Origin of the sequence: Kitasatospora aureofaciens (genome assembly GCF_019192735.1) — a bacterium.
GTDB classification, from domain to species: Bacteria; Actinomycetota; Actinomycetes; order Streptomycetales; family Streptomycetaceae; genus Kitasatospora; species Kitasatospora aureofaciens_A.
Genome location: NZ_JAHTKP010000095.1, coordinates 1 through 22,345, shown reverse-complemented (window position 1 = coordinate 22,345; position 22,345 = coordinate 1). Strand labels below are relative to the sequence as shown.

Annotated in this window: 25 protein-coding genes and 3 pseudogenes; 13 read left to right on the top strand and 15 right to left on the bottom strand. The window is 72.2% G+C overall.

All coding sequences use genetic code 11. The features are described from left to right. A pseudogene (locus tag KV557_RS39275) lies at positions 1 to 141 on the top strand (lyase family protein); the annotation flags it as partial. A gap of 22 nt (positions 142 to 163) precedes the next feature. Here KV557_RS39275 and KV557_RS39270 read toward each other — a convergent pair. Together KV557_RS39270 and KV557_RS39265 are read right to left on the bottom strand one after the other, a co-directional pair. Continuing rightward, a complete protein-coding gene (locus tag KV557_RS39270; RefSeq protein WP_218206677.1) occupies positions 164 to 553 on the bottom strand; it encodes a peptidoglycan-binding domain-containing protein in 390 nt (129 codons plus the stop codon). 326 nt (positions 554 to 879) lie between these two features. Further along, complete coding sequence (locus KV557_RS39265; protein ID WP_218206674.1) at positions 880 to 1,566, bottom strand: macro domain-containing protein; 687 nt, start codon at positions 1,564 to 1,566, stop codon at positions 880 to 882. Positions 1,567 to 1,732: 166 nt separating this feature from the next. On the opposite strand from KV557_RS39265, the gene KV557_RS39260 reads away from it, so the two are divergent. Together KV557_RS39260 and KV557_RS39255 are read left to right on the top strand one after the other, a co-directional pair. After that, positions 1,733 to 3,352: an ADP-ribosyltransferase domain-containing protein gene (locus KV557_RS39260; RefSeq protein ID WP_218206671.1), complete on the top strand. Its 1,620-nt coding sequence runs from the start codon at positions 1,733 to 1,735 to the stop codon at positions 3,350 to 3,352. Between the two features lie 322 nt (positions 3,353 to 3,674). Continuing rightward, complete coding sequence (locus KV557_RS39255) at positions 3,675 to 3,983, top strand: DUF1330 domain-containing protein (RefSeq protein ID WP_218206670.1); 309 nt, start codon at positions 3,675 to 3,677, stop codon at positions 3,981 to 3,983. 48 nt (positions 3,984 to 4,031) lie between these two features. On the opposite strand, the gene KV557_RS39250 is transcribed toward KV557_RS39255, so the two are convergent. From KV557_RS39250 to KV557_RS39240, 3 genes are all read right to left on the bottom strand, one after another. Continuing rightward, entirely contained in the window at positions 4,032 to 4,886 is an 855-nt protein-coding gene (locus KV557_RS39250; protein ID WP_218206668.1) for an NAD(P)H-binding protein, read from the bottom strand. Between the two features lie 14 nt (positions 4,887 to 4,900). Beyond that, positions 4,901 to 5,464 carry a PadR family transcriptional regulator gene (locus KV557_RS39245; protein ID WP_218206666.1) on the bottom strand — a complete coding sequence of 188 codons (564 nt, stop codon included), beginning with the start codon at positions 5,462 to 5,464 and terminating at the stop codon, positions 4,901 to 4,903. Positions 5,465 to 5,550: 86 nt separating this feature from the next. After that, a complete protein-coding gene (locus tag KV557_RS39240) occupies positions 5,551 to 6,348 on the bottom strand; it encodes a class I SAM-dependent methyltransferase (RefSeq protein WP_218206664.1) in 798 nt (265 codons plus the stop codon). A 109-nt stretch (positions 6,349 to 6,457) separates the two neighbouring features. On the opposite strand from KV557_RS39240, the gene KV557_RS39235 reads away from it, so the two are divergent. Next, positions 6,458 to 7,012: a winged helix-turn-helix transcriptional regulator gene (locus KV557_RS39235; protein ID WP_218206662.1), complete on the top strand. Its 555-nt coding sequence runs from the start codon at positions 6,458 to 6,460 to the stop codon at positions 7,010 to 7,012. 12 nt (positions 7,013 to 7,024) lie between these two features. On the opposite strand, the gene KV557_RS39230 is transcribed toward KV557_RS39235, so the two are convergent. The 6 genes and pseudogenes from KV557_RS39230 to KV557_RS39205 form a co-directional block, all read right to left on the bottom strand. Then, entirely contained in the window at positions 7,025 to 8,275 is a 1,251-nt protein-coding gene (locus KV557_RS39230) for a vWA domain-containing protein (RefSeq protein WP_218206684.1), read from the bottom strand. Positions 8,276 to 8,295: 20 nt separating this feature from the next. Then, a complete protein-coding gene (locus KV557_RS39225; RefSeq protein WP_256178629.1) occupies positions 8,296 to 9,540 on the bottom strand; it encodes an AAA family ATPase in 1,245 nt (414 codons plus the stop codon). Positions 9,541 to 9,601: 61 nt separating this feature from the next. Continuing rightward, complete coding sequence (locus tag KV557_RS39220) at positions 9,602 to 10,930, bottom strand: hypothetical protein (RefSeq protein ID WP_218206660.1); 1,329 nt, start codon at positions 10,928 to 10,930, stop codon at positions 9,602 to 9,604. A gap of 179 nt (positions 10,931 to 11,109) precedes the next feature. Continuing rightward, positions 11,110 to 12,165, bottom strand: a complete 1,056-nt coding sequence (locus tag KV557_RS39215; RefSeq protein WP_218206681.1) for an MDR family NADP-dependent oxidoreductase — start codon at positions 12,163 to 12,165, stop codon at positions 11,110 to 11,112. 21 nt (positions 12,166 to 12,186) lie between these two features. Beyond that, positions 12,187 to 13,827 (bottom strand): phytoene desaturase family protein, encoded by a 1,641-nt coding sequence (locus KV557_RS39210; RefSeq protein WP_218206679.1) that lies wholly within the window; start codon positions 13,825 to 13,827, stop codon positions 12,187 to 12,189. A gap of 11 nt (positions 13,828 to 13,838) precedes the next feature. Then, positions 13,839 to 14,228, bottom strand: a pseudogene (locus KV557_RS39205) (NAD(P)/FAD-dependent oxidoreductase); the annotation flags it as partial. Positions 14,229 to 14,389: 161 nt separating this feature from the next. On the opposite strand from KV557_RS39205, the gene KV557_RS39200 reads away from it, so the two are divergent. Continuing rightward, positions 14,390 to 15,568, top strand: a complete 1,179-nt coding sequence (locus tag KV557_RS39200) for a cytochrome P450 (protein WP_218206658.1) — start codon at positions 14,390 to 14,392, stop codon at positions 15,566 to 15,568. A gap of 104 nt (positions 15,569 to 15,672) precedes the next feature. On the opposite strand, the gene KV557_RS39195 is transcribed toward KV557_RS39200, so the two are convergent. Then, positions 15,673 to 16,137: a rhodanese-like domain-containing protein gene (locus KV557_RS39195; protein WP_218206656.1), complete on the bottom strand. Its 465-nt coding sequence runs from the start codon at positions 16,135 to 16,137 to the stop codon at positions 15,673 to 15,675. 84 nt (positions 16,138 to 16,221) lie between these two features. Further along, entirely contained in the window at positions 16,222 to 16,575 is a 354-nt protein-coding gene (locus KV557_RS39190; protein ID WP_218206654.1) for a hypothetical protein, read from the bottom strand. A gap of 192 nt (positions 16,576 to 16,767) precedes the next feature. On the opposite strand from KV557_RS39190, the gene KV557_RS39185 reads away from it, so the two are divergent. From KV557_RS39185 to KV557_RS39155, 8 genes are all read left to right on the top strand, one after another. Then, the gene (locus KV557_RS39185; RefSeq protein ID WP_218206652.1) at positions 16,768 to 18,021 is read left to right on the top strand and encodes a cytochrome P450; all 1,254 of its coding nucleotides are present in this window, start codon (positions 16,768 to 16,770) and stop codon (positions 18,019 to 18,021) included. 69 nt (positions 18,022 to 18,090) lie between these two features. After that, on the top strand, positions 18,091 to 18,393 hold the full coding sequence (locus tag KV557_RS39180) for a muconolactone Delta-isomerase family protein (protein WP_218206649.1): 303 nt from the start codon (positions 18,091 to 18,093) through the stop codon (positions 18,391 to 18,393). Then, positions 18,390 to 18,749, top strand: a complete 360-nt coding sequence (locus tag KV557_RS39175; RefSeq protein WP_218206647.1) for an SgcJ/EcaC family oxidoreductase — start codon at positions 18,390 to 18,392, stop codon at positions 18,747 to 18,749. The genes KV557_RS39180 and KV557_RS39175 overlap by 4 nt, the downstream gene beginning before the upstream one ends. 71 nt (positions 18,750 to 18,820) lie before the next feature. Then, positions 18,821 to 19,327, top strand: coding sequence for a carboxymuconolactone decarboxylase family protein (locus tag KV557_RS39170; RefSeq protein WP_218206645.1), 507 nt, complete (start codon positions 18,821 to 18,823; stop codon positions 19,325 to 19,327). A gap of 129 nt (positions 19,328 to 19,456) precedes the next feature. Next, the gene (locus KV557_RS43760; RefSeq protein WP_256178628.1) at positions 19,457 to 19,579 is read left to right on the top strand and encodes a hypothetical protein; all 123 of its coding nucleotides are present in this window, start codon (positions 19,457 to 19,459) and stop codon (positions 19,577 to 19,579) included. A gap of 261 nt (positions 19,580 to 19,840) precedes the next feature. After that, the gene (locus tag KV557_RS39165; RefSeq protein ID WP_218206643.1) at positions 19,841 to 20,215 is read left to right on the top strand and encodes a hypothetical protein; all 375 of its coding nucleotides are present in this window, start codon (positions 19,841 to 19,843) and stop codon (positions 20,213 to 20,215) included. Positions 20,216 to 20,571: 356 nt separating this feature from the next. Continuing rightward, on the top strand, positions 20,572 to 20,943 hold the full coding sequence (locus tag KV557_RS39160) for a peptidase inhibitor family I36 protein (RefSeq protein ID WP_218206641.1): 372 nt from the start codon (positions 20,572 to 20,574) through the stop codon (positions 20,941 to 20,943). Between the two features lie 8 nt (positions 20,944 to 20,951). After that, the gene (locus KV557_RS39155) at positions 20,952 to 21,854 is read left to right on the top strand and encodes a hypothetical protein (RefSeq protein WP_218206639.1); all 903 of its coding nucleotides are present in this window, start codon (positions 20,952 to 20,954) and stop codon (positions 21,852 to 21,854) included. A gap of 147 nt (positions 21,855 to 22,001) precedes the next feature. Here KV557_RS39155 and KV557_RS43755 read toward each other — a convergent pair whose 3' ends face one another. Both KV557_RS43755 and KV557_RS43750 read right to left on the bottom strand, forming a co-directional pair. Beyond that, complete coding sequence (locus KV557_RS43755; RefSeq protein ID WP_256178627.1) at positions 22,002 to 22,166, bottom strand: hypothetical protein; 165 nt, start codon at positions 22,164 to 22,166, stop codon at positions 22,002 to 22,004. Between the two features lie 62 nt (positions 22,167 to 22,228). Continuing rightward, a pseudogene (locus KV557_RS43750) lies at positions 22,229 to 22,345 on the bottom strand (glycosyltransferase family 2 protein); the annotation flags it as partial.

The following is a 22,345-nucleotide window of genomic DNA, read 5'->3' as shown; positions in this document are numbered from 1 at the left end:
ATCGGCATCAACCTCTCCCGGATCGCGGAGGAGGTGATCATCTGGAACACCAAGGAGTTCGGCTTCATCACGCTGCACGACGCCTTCTCCACCGGTTCCTCGATCATGCCGCAGAAGAAGAACCCGGCTTTCAGTCAGGTGCCGCTGGAGCCGCTTCCAGTGGTCAGTAAGTGTGCGGGATCTGGTACATGCAGTTCTGCTCCCACTGGATCAGGTCGAGGCCCTGGGTGGAGATGGCCTGCATGTCGATAATGCCGAAGATGGCGTTGCCGGTGAGCGGGTCGACCTTGCCGGTCGTACTCACAGTGGTCAGGCCCTGCTGGAACGCGACCACGGCCTTGTAGGTGGCCTGGTCGAACGTGCCGTTGACCACGAGGTTGGCCGAGTTAGCGAGGTTCAGTCCCTGCTGGACGCACTTCACCGACGGGCCGGTGTCGCCCAGCTGGAGAATTGACGGGGCGGTGGCGGCGCCGGCCGAGCCGACAGCCAGGCCCAGGGCGGCGGTCGCACCCAGGGTGAGGGTGGCGGCTCGAAGAGCCCAGGTCTTTCGCACGGTTGAGTCTCCTTGGTTCGACAGAAGGTGCTTCGAGGCTGTGCGTTGCGTCGGGCCCGACACGGTCAATCCTGCGTCCACCGACGCGGTCGGGAAGACCCTTCCAGGGCCCATTGGCCGCAAGTTGACAGATCGCGATCACGGGGAACTTCGCGGCCTGCCGCCCGCCCGGCAGGCCCAGGAAGCCTGGCGTGGGCGGCCGTTCAGCGCTCCGCGCCGCCCGGTGCGCCGGAGCGGCGGACGCGAAAGGGCGGTCTCGCGTCGTACGCACGACGCGAAACCGCCCCGGTTTCAGTCAGCTGCCGCAGGGGCCCACTCCGGGGCGGTCAGCGGCGGCGGGAGGGGGTGGGGCGGGTGGTGGGAGGGGTGATGCGGACGCGCTGGTCGACGGGGGCCTTCTCGATGTCGTCGAGCTGGGCAGTGATCGTGTGGCGCAGGTCGTCGTAGTCCTCGAAGGTGAAGTCGTTGAACAAGGTGTAGCCCGTCCACATCAGGTTGGCGCACACCCGGGCCGGGACGCGGCCGGTCTGGGCGCCCATGCCGACGAGGGCGACCGACTCGATGCTGCCCGGGGCCTTGCTGTTCTGCTGGTGGATCGCCTGGAACGCGGCGGCGCAGGCGAGGGCCACGTTGAGGGTCTCGCTCACGTTCTGCGAGGACGCCTCCATCGTCGGGGCCGAGATCAGGAACTTCGGGTTGGCCGCCCCGGACGGGACGCACACGGCGCTGCCCACGGGGAGTTTGCCGGCGAACCGGTCGCGTATCGCCCGCTGGACGCGCAGCTGGATGCCGACCCCGAGGTGCCGCTTGATGACCGCGTCGACCCCGCCGTCCATCCGGCCGCGGGAGTTGGTGGGGCTGACCCAGGCGTCGACCGTCTCGTCGAGGATCGAGCCGGCGCGGATCTCGATCTCGGGGGTGTCGGCGAACGCCGCTCGCCATGCCTCCACCACCGTCGTGTTGATGTCGGTCAACACCACCTTGAGCGGCAACTGCGCGCGGTCCATGGTCATGCTCCACTCCGATCGGGATGCGGTCTCTCCGTCACGAAGGACGCTACCGCGCACCACTGACAGGTGGCGCGGAGGGGCTGTCGGTCGGCTGACGTACTCTCAGCAGCGCTTTCCTTCCATGCTCTCCTTCCATCAGCACGTCGTGACAGTTCGGAGTTCCGCCACCATGAGCGATGCCAACGCCCCCGCCCAGCCCGGTCCGAACGACCCGCTCGCCCTCGCCGAGCTGTTCAAGGGCGGCGGTGAACCGTGGCTTCCGCTGCTGAAGCCGGTCATCGAGGCGCAGCCGGACGCGGCCGCGTTCATCGGCCCGGGCCGCGGCCCGGAGGTCGTCCCCGTCCGCGAACTGACCTTCCAGGCGCTCAAGCCCAACGCGCCGCACAAGTGGAAGGTCGTCGTCTTCGGCCAGAACCCGTACCCGCGGCCGGAGAGTGCCACGGGCATCGCCATGTTCGACAACACCTTCCACGACTGGAAGGACAGCCAGTTCGGCAGGGTCGTCAGTATCCGCTGCATCATCAAGGCGGCGGCGATGTGGAAGTACGGCATCCCCAAGAAGACCCCGATCGCCGACATACGCGCGCTCCTGAAGAAGCAGGACACCGTCCAGCCGCCGGAGTGGTTCCAGGCGATGCTCACGCAGGGCGTGCTGCTGCTGAACGCGGCGCTCACCGCCAGCAGCGACGGGGCGATGGGGCCGGACCGGCACACCGCGTTCTGGCGGCCGGTCGCCGAGCGGATCGTCGAGGAGATCCTCAAGGCCAAGCAGAACGGGCCCGAGGAGGACCGAGGTGTCGTCTTCGCGTGGTGGGGGGCGCACGCGCGCAACCTGAAGAAGGTCGTCCTCCAGCTCCAGAAGAAGTACCCCGAGGTCGAGGTCCGGCACATCGACCACGCCAATCCGGCGGCGCAGGGTGACATCTTCTGCGACGGCGAGCACTTCGGCATGGTGAACGACGCCCTGGCATCGCTGGGCGTCGACCCGATCGACTGGCTGCCGAGCGCCGGCTGGAACAAGGCCGCGGCGGAGACCGGCGGGGCGGACGGCGGCGTCGCCGAACGCATGGGCGCCTTCATCGCGTCCACCATGGAGCTGCACCAGCTCTACCTGGAGCGACTCGCCAGCGTCAAGGACGAGGGTCTCGAACTCCCGGATATCACAGGGGTGTTCGACACCCCGCTGATGGACTTCCGGGACGCCGTCGGCCCGGTCGCCGAGCTGCTGTCCGGCCTGGACCGGCACGTCACGCGGTCGCACGAGTTCGGCAAGCGGCGGGCGGACGACGAGGCGGCCGCCGGGCTGTCCGCCGACGCGATCGCGGCGCTCTACCTCTACACCTGCGAGTCCGCGTTCTACCGGGAGATCAACGCCGTCCTGCGCTCCCCGGACCGGACCAGGGTCGTCCCGTACCTGCCGTACCTGCGGCTGCTGTTCTCGGCGGTGTCGGGGCTTCCGGTCCGCAGGGAGCCGCTGTGGCGCGGGGTGTCGCTGGACCTGCGGGCGCAGTACCCGCTCGGACGGACCGTGACCTGGTGGGGCGTCTCCTCGTGCACGTCCGAGTTCGGCGTGGCGCGGTCGTTCCTGGGCAGCCGCGGCAAGCGGACGCTCTTCGAGGTGGAGCCCGCCCGGGCAGTGGGCATCCGCAACTTCTCCTCGTTCACCGGCGAGGAGGAGTTCATCCTCCTGCCGGGCACGCAGCTCAAGGTGACGGACGTCAAGGCCGAGCGCGGCGGGCTGTGCACCGTGCGGCTGACGGAGGTTGCGGAGCAGCCGCTCGTGTCCTGAGCGATGGTCGCCCGGCCGGGCACTGGGCCTACCGCCGTCAGGGCCAGGGACGGCCGAGGACGTCGCGCAGTGCCGCGACGTCCTCGGCGCCCAGGTGGGCCACGAGTTCGACCTCCAGCTGCGCGATGATGCATCTGGCGGTACATCAAACACTCGGCGCCGCTTCCGGTGACTGGATCCTGGTCCGCCCGGACGGTTATCTCGCGGCCCGCGGACGCCGGTTCGACGCCGCGACGACCTCCCGCGTCCTGGATCTCCTACTGCCGGGTGCCCGACGCCATGTCACCATGGCTGATATTTCGACCAGTTGACAGGAGCACCCGTGACCGCCCTGCTGATTCTGAACTACGACGTCACCGACCCCCAGCGCCTGGACGCCTACCGCCAGGCGGCGACACCCGTCCTGCTCGGGCCCGACAGCGGCGAGTTGCTGGCCAGCACCGACCGGACGGTCCACCTGCACGAGGGCGGACGACCGGCGGGCGGGACCCACACGGTCGTCCTGCGCTTCCGCGACGCCGACCAGGCCCGCGCCGTCTACGAGTCCTCCCGCTACCGGGAGTTGCTGGAGGAGCGGCTCGCCGCCACAGTGCCGTTCGCCGCGATGATCGTGCCCGAGATCAGCGGCTAGCGGACCAACTCCTGGTCGTACGTGGCTGGAAAGCGTTCGCAGTGCGGCTCAGGCATGGCGGAACTCGTCCCGGTGGCGCTCGGCCCAGGCGCGGAACGAGGTCGCCGGGCGGCCGGTGATCTGCTCGACCGCCGGGGTGACGGTCGAGGTGAACTCCTCCAGCGAGGCGGCCCGCAGAGCCGTGATCGCGTCCGCCATCGCCTCGGAGACGCCGTGTTCGAGGATCGCCTCGCGCGCGGCCTCCGGCGACACCTCGGTGAAGGTCAGCGGCACCTCCAGGACCTCAGCCAGCGTCGCGGTCAGGTCGCCGGGCGAGAGTGCCTCCGGCCCGGTGAGCAGGTACGCCCGGCCCTCGTGGCCCTCCTCGGTGAGCACGCGTGCCGCGACCGCCGCGATGTCGGCCGGGTCGATGACGGCGACCCGGCCGTCGGCGAAGGGCGCGCGGACGGTCCGGTCCCGTCGGATCGAGCCGGCCCACGCCAGGACGTTCGACATGAAGCCCATCGGCCGCAGGAAGATCCAGGCCAACTCGCTGTCCAGAACGGCCTGTTCGCCTGCTCGGTGCCAGCGTGGGACCGGGTCGTCGGCGGTCGGGTCGGCAGCCCGGCCGGAGGACAGCTTCACGACGGTGTCGACGCCGGCCCGGGCGGCGGCGCGGGCGAGGTTGGCGTCGTGCGCGGGGATGTTCGGCCCGTCGGCGAGCAGGAACACCTTTTGGATGCCCTTGAGCGCGCCGTCCAGGCTGTCCGGCTCACCCAGGTCCGCGTAGGCGACGTCCACGTCGGCCGGCAGGTCGGCGCGGTCGGGCCGGCGGGTCGCGGCGCGCACCGGCGCGCCGAGGGCGGCCAACCGGTCGACGAGGGCGCGGCCGACGGTGCCGGTCGCTCCGGTCACCAGGATCATGACTTCCTCCTTGGTCAGGGTGTCTCGCGTGTCTGGGTGTTCCGTAGCGTGTCGAGCAGGGTCCCGAGCAGCTCGTCGTGCCACGCCAGCTCGGCGCGGAGCCGGGCGAGGCAGTGTTCGAAGATCCGCGGTTCGAGCCCGACCAGGTCAGGCCGGGCCGCCTCGAATTGCTCCTCGAACGAGGCCAGTTGGCCGGCCACGGCCTGCCGGCGCGCGGTGACGGCCTCGGCCAGCTCGTCGCCGGTGAGGTCCGCGGTGTACTGCAGGGCCAGGTCCACCGGGTCGGGCAGCAGGCGCACCGTGCGCAGCGCCGCGTCGCGCAGGGCGGCCAATTCGCGGCGCCCCTGCTCGGTGATCGTGTAGACCGTCCGCTCCGGCGGGTTGCCCACCTTTTCGGTGCGGACCACCTCGACGAGGCCGTCCCCGGCCATCCGGTGCAACACGCTGTACAGCGATCCGGGCTTGACGTCCGTCCACAGCTCGGTCCGGTCGAGCTGCGCCGCCTGTCTGATCTGGTAGCCGTGCATCGGCCCGCGTCGGGCCAGTGCGCTGAGTGCGAAGAGTCGTGCAGTGCTCACAGCGCTAGTCAAACACGACCAAGAGCCCGTAGTCAAACACGACTACGGCCCGAGGCGGGGCCCCCAGCAGACCTCCCCGTCGGGATTCAGCCACCTGCGGCGGGCTTGCGGGCGTGGCCGAGGTAGGCGGGCTTGCGGGCGTGGCCGAGGTAGGTGACGACGGGGCGGGCGGCCGGGGAGAGAACGAAGTCGACGAGGGGCGGGATCTCGTCGTCGGTGATCCGACCGGCGCGGCGGGCGAGGATGGCCTGGATCAGGGTGCGGGGGTCGCGGGGCTTGAAGTCGCAGATGTCCCGGTTGTGCAGGCCGTGGCGGGCCAGGGCGGCGGTGAGTTCGGCCGGGGTGCGCAGCCGGGCGGCGGCGTAGCGGTGGGGCGGCATGATGCGGGTCGCCGGGATCGCCTGGAAGGCGCCGAGGTAGATCAGGCGGGACAGCGGGGTGCGGTTGACGGTGTCGTAGACCAGGGTGCCGCCGGGACGCAGGATCCGGGCGGCATGGGCGAGGACGCGGTCGAGGTCGGCCGTGACCTCGAAGGTATCGGCGCAGTAGGCGAGGTCGAACTCACCGTCCGCGAACGGGAGTTCCTCGGCATCCGCCACCTCGCTGGCGATCGCGAGGCCGTCCCGCTCGTGCGCGGCCCGGGCGTACTCGGTGGCGATCGGTGACGGGTCGACGGCGGTGACCCGGTAGCCGAGGCGGGCGAGGCCGGCGGCGGGGAGTCCGCGTCCGCCGCCCACGACCAGGGCGCGCCGGCCGGTGCCGTCGGGGGCGACCTTGGCGAGGTACTCCATGCGGACGGCCTGGAACGACAGGGCGCGGATGTGCCGGCCGTCGATGGCCTCCGGAGTCGGTGAATCGAGCTCGATGTGCGGACGGCTGCGCATGATTGGCTCCCTCTGCTCTGTCCCGGGCCTCGGCTCTGTCCCGAGTCGGGTTCCCCGAGGAAACCTAACAGGCTGGGTTTCCCCGGGGAACCCGTCTACCCTGGCGGCCATGACCCGCACCTCGCTCGCCGACGTCGCCTGCTCGATCGCCCGCGCCACCGACCTGTTCGGCGACGCCTGGACGGCGCTGATCATGCGGGACGTCCTGGCGGGCATCGGGCGGTTCGACGACCTGGCGCACGACCTCGGTATCTCCCGCAAGATCCTGGCCGCGCGACTGGCCCGGCTGGTCGACGAGGGCGTGCTCGTCCGCGAGCGCTACCAGGACCACCCGCCGCGCGAGCACTACCGGGCCACCGAGAAGGGAGCGGAGCTGCACGCCGTCCTGCTCGCCCTGATGAACTGGGGCGACCGCTGGTACGCGGGCGAGGCCGGCCCGCCGGCCCGGATCCGGCACCTCGCCTGCGGCCACGCCGCGACGCCAGTCATGGCCTGCGGCCACTGCGGCGAGCCGGTCACCGCCGCCAACACCACCGAACTCCCCGGCCCCGGCGGCCGGATCGGCCCCGGTACCCGCGTCCTCGGCCCCCTCCTCGCCGCCCGCACGGACCCGGAGGCGGCCACGCCGACGGTCCAGCAGGCGCAGCGCCAGATGTCGGCCTGACCGACTTCTCGCTCACCCGATGGACACCACCCGCGCCCACGCCGGGGGTTCGTCCGGGACGTAGTCGGGGTTCTTCTCCGCCCAGGACGGGGTGCCCCGGGGGAACAGGCCCACCACCGTCCGGCACGGCGGCTTCGCGCTCGGCCAGGGCGTCTGGCCGTCCGTCAGGGCCACGATCACGTCCGGGCGCGGCCGTGATCGCAGCGCCCGGGCGAAGCCCGCGCGCAGGTCGGTGCCGCCGCCGCCGATCAGCGGGATGCCCTCGGCGCGGCAGAGCGGGTACACCGTCCCGGCCGCCGCGTCGCAGGACAGCACGGTGACCAGGTCGCGCCGGCCGCCCACCGCGCGGGCGATCGCGGCGACCTCCAGCAGCGCGCTGCCGAGTTCGGCGTCGCTGACCGAGCCCGACGTGTCGATGACCACCGCGACCCGGGGCGGGTGGCGGCGCAGGCTCGGCAGGACGACGCCGGGCAGGCCCGCCGAGCGCCGCGCCGGCCGGCCGTAGCTGTAGTCCACGCCCGCGCCCGCGCCGGCGGCGGCCGAGCGGACCGCCGCGCCCAGCACGTCCCGCCACGGCTGCGGCGGATGGAACGCCTCCTCCGCCCACCGCTGCCAGCCCTCCGGAGCGCTGCCGGGACGGCCGGTGATGCCCTGGGCCACCCGGAACCGCACCGCGTCCCGTTCGTGCCTGGTGAGCCCGTGGGCGCCGTCCGGGCCGAGGTCCCACGGGCGCTCCAGCCCGTCGGCGCCGCTGCCGCAGTCCAGCCAGGACAGGTGCTGGGTGATCGGCCCGAGCCGGAACCGCCGCAGGTAGTCCTCCATCAGCTGACCCGCGCCCAGCTTCAAGTCGTCCGGGACGATGGCGCCTTCGGGGCGGACCAGGCCGTCGCCGTACACGTCGTCGTTGATCTCGCAGTCCGCGGCGATGTTCATCCGCAGCCGCTCCCCCGGGCCGGTCAGGCCGTGCTTCCGCGCGAAGCGGTCGCTGCGCCCGTGGTGGTCGCGCAGCAGGTGCGAGACCTCGTGCACCCAGACGCTCGCCAGTTCCTCGACCGGCGTGCGGGCGACGAAGCCCGGGGAGACGTAGCAGCGCCAGTGGCGGTCGACGGCCATCGTCGGCACCCCTCGCGACTCCACGGTGTGCAGGGCGAACAGCGCCGTCGCCAGGTAGGGGCGGGCCCGGGCGGCCAGCAGGCGGGCGGCGAAGAGCTTGTCCACGTCGAGTACGAGCTCCGTCGTCGGCCTGAGGACGCGGTCCGGCATCGGCCTGAGGTCGCGGTCCGTCATCGGCCCGCCTTCCCCGCGAGCGCCGCGACCCGGTCCGCCGCGCGGTCGGCCCGCCGGGACAGGGCCACCGCGCCGGCCAGCCGCTCGATCGCGGCCGGGACGTCCCAGTCCTCGCGGCGCAGCGAGGCGAGCGTGGTGGCGGGAACGACCACGACGTCCGGGGCGCCGCTCTCCATCGCCCGGACCAGCAGCGCCCAGGCCGAGTCCCAGCGGGCGCGGTCCGGCCGGTTGCGGACGGCCGCCACCACGCCGTCGAGGACGGCCTGGCGCAGGTCCCCACGCTCGGGCAGGACGGCGCCGGCCGGGTCGGCGAGCAGGTCCTCCGGGTCGGGGAGGTCCATCCGGTCGAGGCTCGCCAGCAACTCCATCCCCGGGCCGTCCCCGACGGTGCCCCGGACCAGCAGGGACAGCACGTCCCGGGAGGAGCCGGCCGCCGTCGCGAACGCGATCAGGCGCAGCGTCATGTCCCAGCTGCGCGGGGACGGCCAGGCGCCGCCGCGGCGGGCCTCGCTGCTCGGCAGCTGGTGGACGAGCTTGGGGCGGGCGGCGAGCAGCCCGCAGACGGCGCGGCGGGCGAAGGCCACCGCGTCCGGCAGGGCGTCCGGGTCCAGGCGCGGCAGCGTGGCCCGCGGCCAGGTACCGCCGAGGCCGCGGACGACGACCTCGTGGTCGTGGATCCACTGGAGGTGGACGAAGCGGTTGGCCAGCGGCGGGCTCAGCTCCCAGCCGTCGGCGGCCGAGGAGCGCGGGTTGGCGGCGGCCACGATCCGTACGCCGGGCGGGAGTTGGAGGGTGCCGATGCGGCGTTCGAGGACCAGGCGGAGCAGCGCGGCCTGTACGGCCGGCGGCGCGGTGGACAGCTCGTCCAGGAACAGCAGGCCGCGCCCGGCCCGGACCAGGCGGACGGCCCAGTCCGGCGGGGCCATCGGGACGCCCTGCGCGGCGGGGTCGTCGCCGAGGATCGGCAGGCCGGAGAAGTCGGACGGCTCGTGGACGCTGGCGATCACGGTGGTGAGCGGAAGGTCCAGCGTGGTGGCGAGTTGGGTGAGGGCGGCGGTCTTGCCGATGCCCGGCTCGCCCCACAGGAGGACGGGCAGGTCGGCGGCGACGGCCAGGGTCAGGGCCTCCAGCTGGATGTCCCGGCGGGGTTCGGTGGCGGTGTCGCCGAGGAGGGCCAACAGGTCGGCAGCGACGTCGAGTCGGGACTTCTCGGGCATGGCGAGGAGGGCGTGCGAGGGCATGGGTGATCACCTTTGGGGTAGTTGGGGGCGGCCGTCCACGGCCGAGCGAGTGGCGCTGGTGCTAACGGTGGCCGGAGGAGGGGAGCACGGCGAGCGGGCCGCGCCCGGTCAGCCCGGCGCGGTACAGGCCGTACGTGATCCGCCGCTGCTCCGCCTCCTCCAGGGCGTCCCGCAGTGGGCCGTCGCGCAGCACGGCGTCGGGGCCGAGCAGTGCCTCCACGACGGCCACGGCGCCGGCGGTGTCACCGTGGTCGAGCCGACCGCGGACGTCGCCGAGGCACTCCGGGTCGCGGTGTACCCGGTCGATCTCCTGGAGACAGGGCAGTGGCGTGCCGGTCAGGGCGACGAGCAGTTCCTCGCGGCGCAGTTCGGCCGGATCGTGGTCGAGCGGCGCGAGGACCCCGTCGACCAGGCCGATCCGGTGCCGGGCGCCCCGGCAGTCGACGAGGCGTGGCTCACCGGGTCGTTGACGGGCTCTCGGTACGGCGGCGTGGCCCGGAGCCAGGGCGGCGGCCACCAGCGGGTGCAGTTGGCCGGGCTCGATCAGCCCGGCCCGGAGCAGCTCCACGTCGGGCGGCACGCAGGTGGCCGCGTCCGGGAGCGCCGGAAGGCCGCGCATCGACGGCACGGGCGGGCGGTGCAGGACGGGCGGGCCGTCGGTCTCCGTCGCCGCGAGATCGAGGAGCAGCCGGTGGCTTCCCCCGAGGAACAGGCGAACGGGTCCGGTGGACAGCCCGTCGGCGCGGAGCAGGATCCGTGCCTCGTCGACCCAGCGGTCGACGGCCAGGGGGAGGTCGGGCGAGATCGACGGGTGCAGCTCGGGACCGATGCCGGGTGGCGGACGGTCGGCGCCGGAGCGGGCGCGCAGTTCGTCCGCCCGGCTCGCGTCCCACAAATGTCGGTGCAGGTCGAGGCGGTGGCGGCGGCTGGGCCTGGGGTGCGGGTGGGCGCCCGCGTCCGGCTCGGATCCGTCCCAGAGCACCAGGGCGATCCGCTGGCCGCCGTCCGCCCACCACGGGGGCGTCCGGACCACCAGGTGCACCGGGCTCTCGCCGTCGCGCCCGGCGCCGTCGTACCGCGCGAGCGAGACGGTCACCGCGGGCATCAGCAGCCCGCGCGACCGGGTCCTCGGCATGTGCCAGCGCAGCAGGTCGGGAGCCAGGACGCGCAGGTCGGCCCGGATCCGGGCGGCCAGGTCCCGGCCGTGAGTACGGGCCACGGCCCGCAGGTTGAGGTCGACGTCGAAACCGGCAGCGGCGCACGCCCCCGCCCAGTCTCCGGCGAGGCGGCGGGCGGTCGCGGTCTCGATCATGGTGGGCGGCACGGCGAACTCGCGAACGCGCAGCCAGCGGAAGCGGCGGGAATCCCCGTACGCGGTGTGAGTGGCCATCAGCACTCACCTTGCGCGGACGGGACCCCCAAACTGTGAGAGTAGTGAGTCGTCATCGCCGGCGAGCATAGCCCGCCTCATCCCGATCCGCCAACGCCTTTCCGGACAGCACGCGTTCGGCGGCGCCCCTGCCGGCGCGAAGCCGGTGGGGTGCCGCCGGCGCCCCACCGGCCGGCCGGTCAGAGCTCGACCAGCACCTTCCCCCGGCCGGCCGCCCGGTCGGTGTACAGGCTGCGGTAGGCGGCGGGGATGCTGTCGAATCCGCGGTGCACGGTCTGCTCGAACGCGATCTCCCCGCTGCGCACCAGGCCGCCGACCTCCGCGCGCAGCGCCGCCCAGTTCTCGTCCGTGAACCACTCCGGGGCGAAGACGCCCCGGATCGTCGTACGCGGGAACATGATCATCGGCAGCAGGCGCGGCCCCACCCAGTCCCCGCCGACCTGGCTGGCCCACTGCCAGCAGACCGCGACCCTGCTGTTGATGTTCAGCATGGTGAACACGACGTCCGTCAGAGTGCCGCCGAGGCTGTCGAAGTACCGGTCGACGCCGTCCGGCGCGGCCTTCGCCAGGTCCCCGCGCAGCCGGTCGGCGTCGCCGCCATCGCGGTAGAGCACCGTCGCGTCGAAGCCCAGCTCGCGCAGCCGGGCTGCCTTCGAGGGCGAGCCGGTGGTGCCGACCACCCGGGCGCCGCGCCGCTTGGCCAGCTGGCCGACCAGCGAGCCGACCGACCCGGAGGCGCCGCCGACCACCACGGTGTCGCCGGGACGGACGTCCAGGAACTTCGTCACCGTCCCCCACGCCGTCATGCCCGAGCCGCCCAGGATCCCGAGCACCGTCGACAGCGGCAGCGCCTCGTCGTAGTCGTTCGGGTCGAGCAGCCGGTAGGCGGGGAACACCATCGGGAACGTCCCGGTCTGCCACGGCGACGCCTCACCGGTGCCGATGACGTGACTGCGCCAGCCCCCGAAGCCGTGCACCAGGTCCCCCACTGCGAACCGCGCCCGCGAACCGGCGTCGATCACCTCCATGACCGAGTCCCCGCCCATGTGGTCGCCGATCGGCGTGTCCAGGGTGATCCCCTGGAGGTACGGGTCCACCGAGACGTACCTCGTCCGGAACAGCATCTCGTCCGGCGCGAGCCGGACGTCGACGTCCTCGACCACCTTCTCGTACATCCGGTCGACGTCCGGGACGCCCTCGACGTGCTCTCGGACGATCCACTTCTCGATCTTCACGGACTTCACGGCAGAGCTCCTTCAGAACTGGCCGACGGGGTCGACGAGATGGGTGGGCAACGGCGCGCTGTCGTCCAGGGTGGCGGTGAACGGCCGGCCCTCGTCGTGGCAGATGAACTGCATGACGTGCCGGCCGGAGGCTGCGGCCCGGATCAGGCCACCGGTGGTGGCCCAGACCCCGGACAGGTAGAAGTTGCGCAGGCCGGGCAGCACCGGCCCGTTCCGCTTGATCTCCTCCTCCATCGCCTCGCCGCTCTCCACGAACGGCTGCCAGCCGAGCACCGAGCCGTCGTAGTTGCCGGTGTAGCGGAGCTGGGTGAGCGGGGTGGACACGTCCTTGACCGTGATCGCGTCCCGGATCCCCGGGTGGTGCCGTTCGAGCAGTTCGACGACGGCGTCGCGGACCCGGCGCTTCTCTCGCTGGTACTCCCGGCCGCGCCCGACCGGCAGGGTGTGCAGCTCCTCGCCCCGGCGGATCCGGGCGGCCCGCTCGGGGCCGGTGCTCAGCGCCCGCCAGGGGTCGATGTCGCTGAAGTAGCTGGCGAACACGACGCCGGTACCCTTCGGCGACAGCTCGGGGTAATGACGGCTGCGGAACTGAATGTTGATGCTCGGGTGCCGGATGCCGGTGAGGCGTGCGGCCAGGTCCTCGTCGAGCAGGTACGTCGTACACGGGTCCCCCACCGGGAACGGCTCGCGCAAGCCGAGGAAGACGGCGACGTAGCCGGGGAAGACCTGGTCCCGCTGGTCGATGCAGTGGGTGTACAGGCGGCGGTAAGTGTCGTTCAGGTAGCGGCCCTTGAGCAGGTCCATCACCGTCGCCCGTCCGTCGCAGGCCGACACCACGACGTCCGCCGGGATCTCCGTGCCGTCGCTCAGCCGCACGCCGACCGCCCGGTCGTCCTCGACCAGGATCTCCACCACCTTGGCGTTGCAGGTGAGTTCGCCGCCAAGCCGCTTGTAGCACTCCTCGACCGACCGGGCCAGCCCGAGCGACCCGCCCTCGGGCACCCCGGCCGACAGGCCATCGTGCGCCGCGAGTTGGAAGTAGAACGGCAGCACCGGGAAGTTGGGGTGCTTCTCGTAGAGGATGAAGTTGAACGCCTCACGCAGCAGCGGGTCCTGGAACCGGCTGGAGTAGTCGGTCATCAGGATGCCCAGCGAGCGGCGGATCAGGTTGAAGTACGGCACGAAGGACGCCAGCATCCGCCAGCGCGCCCACCGGCTCATCAGCCCGACCGGGCTGAGGAAGGGGTAGAGCGTCAGGCAGCGGCGGAACTTGCGCAGGTCGCCGCAGAACTGCCGGATCGGGCGGGCGTCGGCCGGCGAGAGGCCGAGCAGGTGCGCCTCCAGCCGGTCCGGGTCGGAGTAGAAGTACACCGGCCGGCCGTCCCGCCCGCGCACCACGTTGAACGCGTCGAAGTTGCGCATCTGCTTGCCCTGGAGGGCGCCGAGCTCCAGCCAGATCTGATGCATCTCGTTGCCCGGGCCGCTGCCGAGCAGCCAGCTCACCGTGGGGTCGAAGGTGAACTCGCCCCGCTCCCAACCGGTGCAGCAGCCGCCGGAGATCTCGTGCATCTCCAGCACCCGGGTCCGGTAGCCGTTCATCCGGGCGTAGCAGCCGGTGGACAGACCGCTCAGCCCACCGCCGATGATCACCATGCTCCGCTCGTTCATTCTTTCGCTCCCACGGCTTGCCGGTCGAGCCTCGGTACCCGGCCCCACTTGCCGGGGTGCCAGGGCTCCTGGTCGTCGCTGGGCCAGGCCCGGAAGTCCAGGCCCAGTTCCCGGCAGAGGTACTGGACGGCGAACCGCCCGCTGGTCGCCGCCCGGATCAGCCCGCCCATGCCGACCCACTGGCCCGCCATCGAGAAGCCGCGCAGGCCGGGCAGCCGCATCCGGTCCTTGTTCACCAGCCGATTGGCGGCGTCCTCGGCATCGGAGAAGGCCTGCCAGGCGAGGATGCTGCCGTAGGTGTTACCGGTGAACCGCTCGGTGGTGACCGGCGAGGCCACCGAGACCAGCTCGATCCGGCCCGCGAGCCCCGGGTGGGTCCGTTCCAGCCCGCGCCACCTGCTACGAAGGTGATTCGACATCCAGATAGCCCGAATGGCGGAATATGTCAGTTCGTCCTTGACGGCCGACTGGATCGGCCGCGCGCATCGGTCGAAGCTGCTGCCGTACCGAGAGCCCACGAACCCCGCCCCGCGGGACTGGAGGTGCCATGACCGTCGAGGAGCGCCCACTGACTCCCCTGCACTGCCTGAGGCCGGCCGAGTTCGGACCGCCCCGGCTCACCACGCTGCCCAACGGCACACCCGCCTGGCTGGTGACCCGCTACCACGACGTCCGGTCCGTGCTCACCGACCCGCGGTTCGGCCGGGCGACACTGTTCGGACCGGACGCCCCGCCGCTCGGCCCGGCCTCCAACCTGGAGGGCGATCCCGGCTTCATCACCAACATCGACGGCCCGGAGCACCGGCAGCTGCGCTCCCTCATGCAGCAGGCCTTCACCCCGAGGGCCGTCGCCGAGTGGGTGCCCTGGCTGACCTCGGTGGTGGAACGGCTCGTCGAGAACGTGGTCGACCACGGCCCGCCCGCCGACCTGGTGGCCTCCCTCACGATGCCCCTGCCGGTCGAGGTGATCAGCCGGCTGATGGGCGTGGAGGACGTAGACCGGCACCGTCTGCGCCACTGGACCGACCACCTGTTCGCGGACCGCAGCTGCCCGGTCGACGAAGTCCGGGCGGTGCTAGCGGAGTTCGCCGAGTTCGCGGCCGAACTCCTGGACGAACGGCGCCGGCGGCCCGGAGCCGACCTGGTCAGCCGTGTGGTGGTGGCCGCCGACCGCGAGGGCGGGATCTCCGAGGAGCGCCTGATCAAGCTCGTCTGCGGCCTGATCGCCGGCGGCCACGAGACGACCGTCGCCACCCTCGGCAACTCCCTGGTGTACCTGCTGGGCGAGCGCCCGGACGCCTGGCCCCGGCTCACCACCGAGGACGCGGCCCAGATGGCGGCGGACCGGCTGCTGCACACGATCCCGCTCGGCGAGGGACTGGGCGCCCTCCGCCGTTCCGTCCGGGAGGCGGTGGTCGGCGGGGTGGCCATCCCGGCCGGCGCGGTGGTGATCGTGGACCGGACGAGCGCCGCCCGGGACCCCGAGGTCTTCACCACCGGTCTGTCCGACGGCCTCTTCGAGCAGCTGGAGGCGGCGACCCTGGCCTTCGGTGCCGGGCCGCACTACTGCCTGGGGTCCTGGCTCGCCCGGCTCGAACTGCGCCTGGCGCTCCACCGGCTTGCCACCCGACTGCCGGGCCTCCGGCTGGCCGAGCCGGTCGAGGCGATCGAGTGGCGGTGCGTGTTCTCCACCCGCAGTCCGCGCCGGCTGACGGTGACGTGGTGATCATCCGGTGATCCGAGTGCAGCGCCGCCCCCGTCCGGGCCCGTCGGGGGTGGGTGCGGCGGCGCGGCCATGCCTGGGTGGGTGCAGCGCCCGGGCCGCGCCCGTCAGCAGGCGCAGGAGATGCCCGACCGAGGGGCGGTCAGGTCGTCGACCGGACGCTGCTCGGTGCCGTGGTCGGTGTCGTACGGGAAGCCCTCGCGCGCCCAGTACTCGAAGCCGCCGAGCATCTCCTTGACCCGGTAACCGAGCCGGGCGAACGCGAGCGCCGCGCGGGTGGCGCCGTTGCAACCGGGGCCCCAGCAGTAGGTGACGACGGTCGCGTCGCGGTCGATCAACTGCGGTGCCAGCTCCGGGATCCGGGCGGTCGGCAGGTGCACGGCGCCGGGGATCCGGCCCTGGGACCAGGCCGCGTCGGCGCGCGAGTCGACGACCACCAGGCCGGGGACGCCGGCCAGCAGGTCGGCGCGCACGTCGGAGACGTCGGCCTCGAAGGTGAGCCGGGAGAGGTAGTGCGCGGCGGCCAGGGCCGGGTCGGCGGCGGGGACGGAGAGCACGGCGCTGCTGGTCATGAGGTGACTCCTGCTGGTGGGGTGATGCCCCAATCCTGTCCCGGGCCGCACCCGGCCCGCGAGTGGCGTGATCGCCGCTCTTCGTCAAGATCCCGCCAGCTCCGCGAGCCGGTGGGCCGCCTCCGGGCGGTGCCCGGCCAGGCGCTCGCGCAGGCCGCGCAGCTCGTGCCCGACGAGCGCCGGGAGTGCGGTGTCCGGCGCCGCTTCCAGGCTCCGTCCGAGCACCGCGACGGCGGTCTGCAGGTCGTGCGCGCAGGCATGGCAGTCGGCGAGGCGGACGGTGAACAGCAGCTGGGTGGACGTGAGTTGGGCGGGCCCAAGGAGCTGCAGCGTGCTCTCCGCGGCGGCCAGCGCCTGCCGGGCGAGCGCCGGGTCGTCGACGGCCGCCACGAGGTCGCGCAGGGCCGCCGCCGCGCCGGACTCGACCCGCATCCGCATCGAGGCGATGGAGCCACGGCGCGTCCGCCGGCTGGGAACCGCCCATCGTCCCGACCCTGTGGCAGCGTCTCTGACGCCTCTCGCCCGCAGAGGGAAGCTGCGCCGCGGCCCGTCGAGGGGGACGGACCGCGGCGCAGCAGCGTCTTGGCATAGAGTCGGCCCGACGGACCCTCAGCACGATCGGAGCAGCCCGTGGCCACCGAAGCGCACCCCGCCGTCCCCGAGCTTCCCGTGGAGGCCGTCGAGCAGTGGCGGGCCGAGGGGGCCGACCTCGTCGACCTGCTAACCCGGGCGCAGCGCGGCCTCGGCGGGATCGCGGCCTTCCGCCTCGGCCCGACGCCGACCGTGCTGGTCACCGATCCGGCCGCCGTACAGCACGTCCTCGGACGCCATCCCGACCGGTACGTGAAGCGCTCGCACCGGGCGCGGATGCTCGTCGGCGACGGTGTGCTGTCCGCGACCGGGGACGCCTGGAAGCGTCAACGGCGGCTGCTGCAGTCACAGTTCACCGGCACCGGCATGCGCCGCTACGAGCAGCGCATCGCCGAGGCCGCCCGGCGGACGGCCGACCGCTGGGCCGGGTACGCGCGCAGCGGCGAGACCTTCGACCTCGGCGAGGAGATGCGGCGCTTCGCCCTGGACACCATCTGGCGGGCCCTCACCGGCCACCCGCTGGACGACCATGCGGAGAGCGAACTCCGGGCAGTGGAACGGGTGGTGGCCGCGATGCCGGCCCTGCCCACCGACGCGGCCGACGCCCGGGACGCGGTGGCCGCGGACCTCGCCCGGATCGACGCCATCGCCCAGGCCGCCATCGACGCGGCCCGCGGCTCCGAGGCCCCCGGTGTCCTCCGCGTCCTCCTCGACGCAGGGGCCCAACACCCCGAATACACCGACCGGTTGATCCGCGACGAGTTGGTCACTCTGCTGGTCGCCGGCCACGAGACCACCGCCACCACCCTCACGTGGCTGTACCTGCTCCTCGACCGCCACCCCGAGGCCCGCACCGCCGACCCCCAGGCCCTGGTCAGCGAAACCCTCCGGCTCTACCCGGCAGCCTGGATGCTCCCCCGGCACGCCGTCGAGGACGACGTCATCGCCGGCCACCACATCCCCGCCGGCACCGACGTCCTGGTCTGCCCGTACCTCACCCACCGCGACCCGGCCCTCTGGCCCGACCCGGAGCAGTTCGACCCCACCCGCTTCACCCCCGGCGGCACCCGCCCCGCCCACCTCGCCGCCTACTTCCCCTTCGGCCTCGGCGCCCGCGCCTGCCTCGGCACCCAGTTCGCCCTGCGAGAGACCACCACCCTCCTCGAACTCCTCCTCCCCGCCCACACCGTGACCTTCCGCTCCACCCCCACCCGCGCCGCCTACAGCATCACCGTCCGCCCCGACGGCCCGACGCCTGCGGTGCTGAGCCGAGGGGCTGGGTCGCCGGAGTGATCGGCGTGGCAGGTCGTCCGCGCCCGCGACGTCCTCGATACTCCGGGTGACCCGCACGAGAGGACACCGATGGAATTCCTGGTCGACATGGTGACCACCGTCCCCGACGGAACCACCGAGCAGGCGGTCGCCGACATCCGGGCGCGCGAGGCCGAGCGCGCCCTCCAACTCGCCGGCCAGGGAATCCTGTTGCGGCTCTGGCGACCCCCGCTCGCTCCCGGCGAGTGGCGCACCTGGGGCCTGTTCAGCGCCCCCGACGAGGAGCGGCTGGAACAGGCGCTCGCCTCCATGCCGCTGCGGGTGTGGCGTCAGGACACCGTCACCCCGCTCTCCCCACACCCCAACGACCCCGGCCCGGGAGGCACCCGATGAGCGACGCAGCCATCCTGCGCGGCGTCGTCGACCGCTGGAAGGCCGCCGTCGACGCCCACGAGCCCGAGCAGGTCGCCGCGTGCTTCACCGACGACGCGATCTTCCAGGGCCTCCACCCCTACACCGTCGGGCGCACCGGCATCGCCGAGTACTACGCCTCCCAGCCGCTCGGCATGACCGCCGACTACCGCGTCATGGAGACCCGCCGGCTCGCCGACGACCTTCTCCTCGGCTATCTGGGCGTCGACTTCGCCTTCACCGACCGCCCCACCCTCACCGTCAACCTCGGTGTCCTTCTCCACCGGACGGCCGACGGCTGGTCCATCGCCCACTACCAGGTCTCGCTACTCCCCTGAGACCTCCGCTGTCACATTCCATCGGCGCGATCCGTCGGACCGGTAACAGCACTCCGAAAGGACACCGGCCCATGGAAACCCGCTCGATCACCACCGAGATCCCGCTGCGCCCGCGACAGGCGCAGGACCCCGTGCAGCTCGTCCCCGAACTGGCTGACGTCTCGGCGGCCCTGTTCAGGGCCACCGGCAACCGCTCCGTCCCGCGCGCCACGATCAGCCTGGTCCAGCTGCGAGCCGGACAGATCGTCGGCAACACCTACCTGACCGTCCTGCACACCGGCTTCCTCCGCAAGGCCGGGGAGTCGGAGGAGCGGATCACCTCGGTGGCCTCCTGGCAGGACTCGCCGTACTTCACCGGCCCCGAGCGCGCCGCGCTCGCCCTGGTGGAGGCTGTGCTCCAGCCCTCCGCCCACCGCGAGCGGGTGTCCGACGAGCTGTACGCCCAGGTCGCCGAGCACTACGACGAGAAGGCGCTCACCACCCTGACCATCGCCATCGGCCAGGTCAACTTCTTCACCGCCATCGCCCTCGTCGCCAAGCCCGTCCCCGGCCGCTCCTTCACCGACCCCTGGGCGTGACGCGGGACACGACCTGACGCCGGCAGTGCTGAGCCGGCGCTCTCGGCCACGCCCCGACCGCTTCGGCCGCTCGATCGCGGGCCCCGAAAAGGTGTAGCGGCGTGGGGGTGGGCGGATCAGGATGTGGCCGTGACCACCGTTCGCGCCGCTTCCCCGGACGTGGTCGTCTCGCTCGACCAGCTCTCGGTGTCCTCCGAAGCCGCCGGCCCGGCCGGCGGCTTCGGCGTCGGCGCTGCGCAGCCCGGATGCTGATCGATCATCTCGGGTGCTCATCGACAGTCTTGTACAGGCGCCCCACGGTGTTCGAGCGGCAGGGGATGCAGTAGCCGACCGTCAAGTCGGCGGCATCGCGGGCTTTCCCGGCAGGGTGGCGGAGATCAGCTGCCATAAGTACTGATCCAGTCGTACATTCACCCGAGTTCGACCCACCGGGGGCTTGTGGGTACCGCTTGATCACTGCAGAGTCGGACCCGCTCAGACCACTGGATGTCATGTCCTCTCACAGGAGGTTCAATGATCAGGTCCGCACTCCAGCCCTCGACCCGGCGCATCGGAGCCCTCGCGGCCCCGCTGCTCGCGCTGGCCGCACTCGGGCTCGCCGCCCCGGCCCATGCGGACGGCGCGCTGGGCGTCAGCATGTCCTGCGAGGGTGTCGGCAACAGCGCCTGGCTCTGCGATGCCACCGCGAGCGGCGGCAGCGGGGCCTACAGCTACAGCTGGACGCCACTGGTGAACGCCAACGTCACCTCCGGCGGTGCCACCGAGAGCGCCTTCGGTCGCTGTCGCTCCAACAACGTGGCCACCGTGCAGGTGACGGTGACCGACACCAGCACCGGCGCCACCGCCTCCCAGCAGGACCGGTTCTACTGCTACGTCATCGCGCCGTAGCGACTCGGCCCGAAGCCCCGGCCGCCGCGCTCGACAGCGAGCACGGCGGCCGTCGTCGCACTGACGTGACGCACAACCCGATCCACCCCGGCCCGCCGAGCGAACCGCTCGGCGGGCCTTGCCGTTGGCGACGGGTTGGAGACGGTGTCCCACCAGGTCGTCCCCGTCTCACAGTCAGTCCGGGCGCTCCCGAACGAACCGCAGGCCAGAAGTGTGAGACACGTCTCAACGTCTCCCGACGTCTCACAGCAGCGTGCACCAGTAGCCACGGCGTCGATCGCCCAGCAGGCTGTTGATCACCGACGGAGCATCAGGTCCGCTCGGTACGGCACTTCCTTCTCATCAAGGAGCCTCACATGTTCAAGAAGACCGTCGCCGCCCTCGCGATGGCCGCGGGCATCGCCCTGAGCACGGGCGTCGTCCTCGCCCCGGCCGCCCAGGCGGCCCCGTCCGACTGCAATGCGGGCGGCCTCTGTGTCTACTGGAACGCCAACTACTCCGGCGCTGTCCAGACCGTGTACCAGGACAACGACGACCTCAGCATGTACTCCAACTTCAACGACAGCCTCGGCGGCTCGGCGTTCAACAACGGCAACAGCTGCAACGTCGTCGTCTACGCCCAGAAGTACGCCCAGGGCCAGGGCTGGATCCTCTACCGCGGCCAGGGCTGGACGCAGATCCAGAGCAACCTGCCCCAGATCCTCTCCAACCGCTGGTGCACGGTCTGACCCACCCCATGAAGACCAGGATCTCCCTCGCCCTCGCGGTGGTCCTCCTGGGCATCGGTGCCGCCGGATGTTCCTCGTCCGGCGGCACCACCCCGCCCGGGCCCCAGCCGCGACCCTTCGGCGGCGTCACCCACTACGACGAACAACAGCGCGTCGCCCTGCACAACGCCGAGGAGAACCTCGTCGCCGGCTGCATGCGCGGCCGCGGATTCGACTACCGCCCCCAGGCCCTCGCCACCGGTGACCACCGGCTCGACACGAACCCGTACGGCCTCCTCACCACCGCCCAGGCCGCCAACGACGGCTTCGGGGTCATCAGCACAGCGCTGAACCTGAAGAAGCCCGCCGACCCCAACCAGGCGCAGGCCACCGCCGAGCCGTGGAAGGCCGCGCTGCTGGGCACCGAGGCCCACCGCGTCACCGTCGACCTGCCCGACGGCCAGCAGTTCTTCTACAACAGCGACTCCTGCCTCACCCAGGCCGGCGACGCCCTCTACGGCCCCGACTACTACCGCCTGTTCAACAGGTTCCAGGTACTGAGCAGCAAGGTCGTCACCGGCGTCCAGGCCGACGCCCGCTTCACCTCCGCCGAGAACCGCTGGCACGACTGCATGGCCGCCGCCGGCGAGCCGGCCGGCCACCTCGCCGACCCGGTCGCCTCGATCGACCAACGCCTGAAGCAGGACGGCTCCGACCCGACGAAGACCCACGACCTCATCGGCCGCGAGCTCTCCCTCGCGAAGACCTCCGCCCACTGCCAGGAGAAGGCCGACCTCGCCGGCACGGTGACGCAGGTCCAGTCCGACGTCGAGAAGACCGTACTCGGGACCGACCAGCCCCTCTTCGACCAGCTGCGGACCCTGCGCCAGCAGGCCCTCACCCGCACCGCCCCGCCCACCGGCACCCCCTGACGACCTCCGAACCGGCCCGCCGAGCACCCTGCTCGGCGGGCCGACTGGTACCACCGGGCCTGCGGTGCTCCGGGGAGCCGGCCCACCCCTTCGACGGTGACGTGCCTGGGCAGCACGAGTGTTGATCGATCAGCTCGGTATCTCCGGTCAGTAGGAGGCGACTTCGGAAGCCCGCTCGGCAAGTTCGACGGCACCGGGGATTCCCCGCTTGGTGTGGACGCCCATGGCCGAGCGAACCGCTTTCAGCTCCTTCTTGTTCCGGTCGGAGGCCACACCGTCCATGAGGTCCAGGCACTGACTCCACAGAATCACGGCCTCCTCGTGACGGTGCTGAGCAGCCACGGACACTGACCGGCGCCGTACTGGGCCGGCTGTCAGATCACCGGCGGTCGGCCCAGCCGCGTCATCCGCCACACCGTGCTCCACCGCATCGGTCGCCGCGGCGGGCATGGGGTGCGGACGCCCTCGAAGAACCCGGACCACCACGCCTT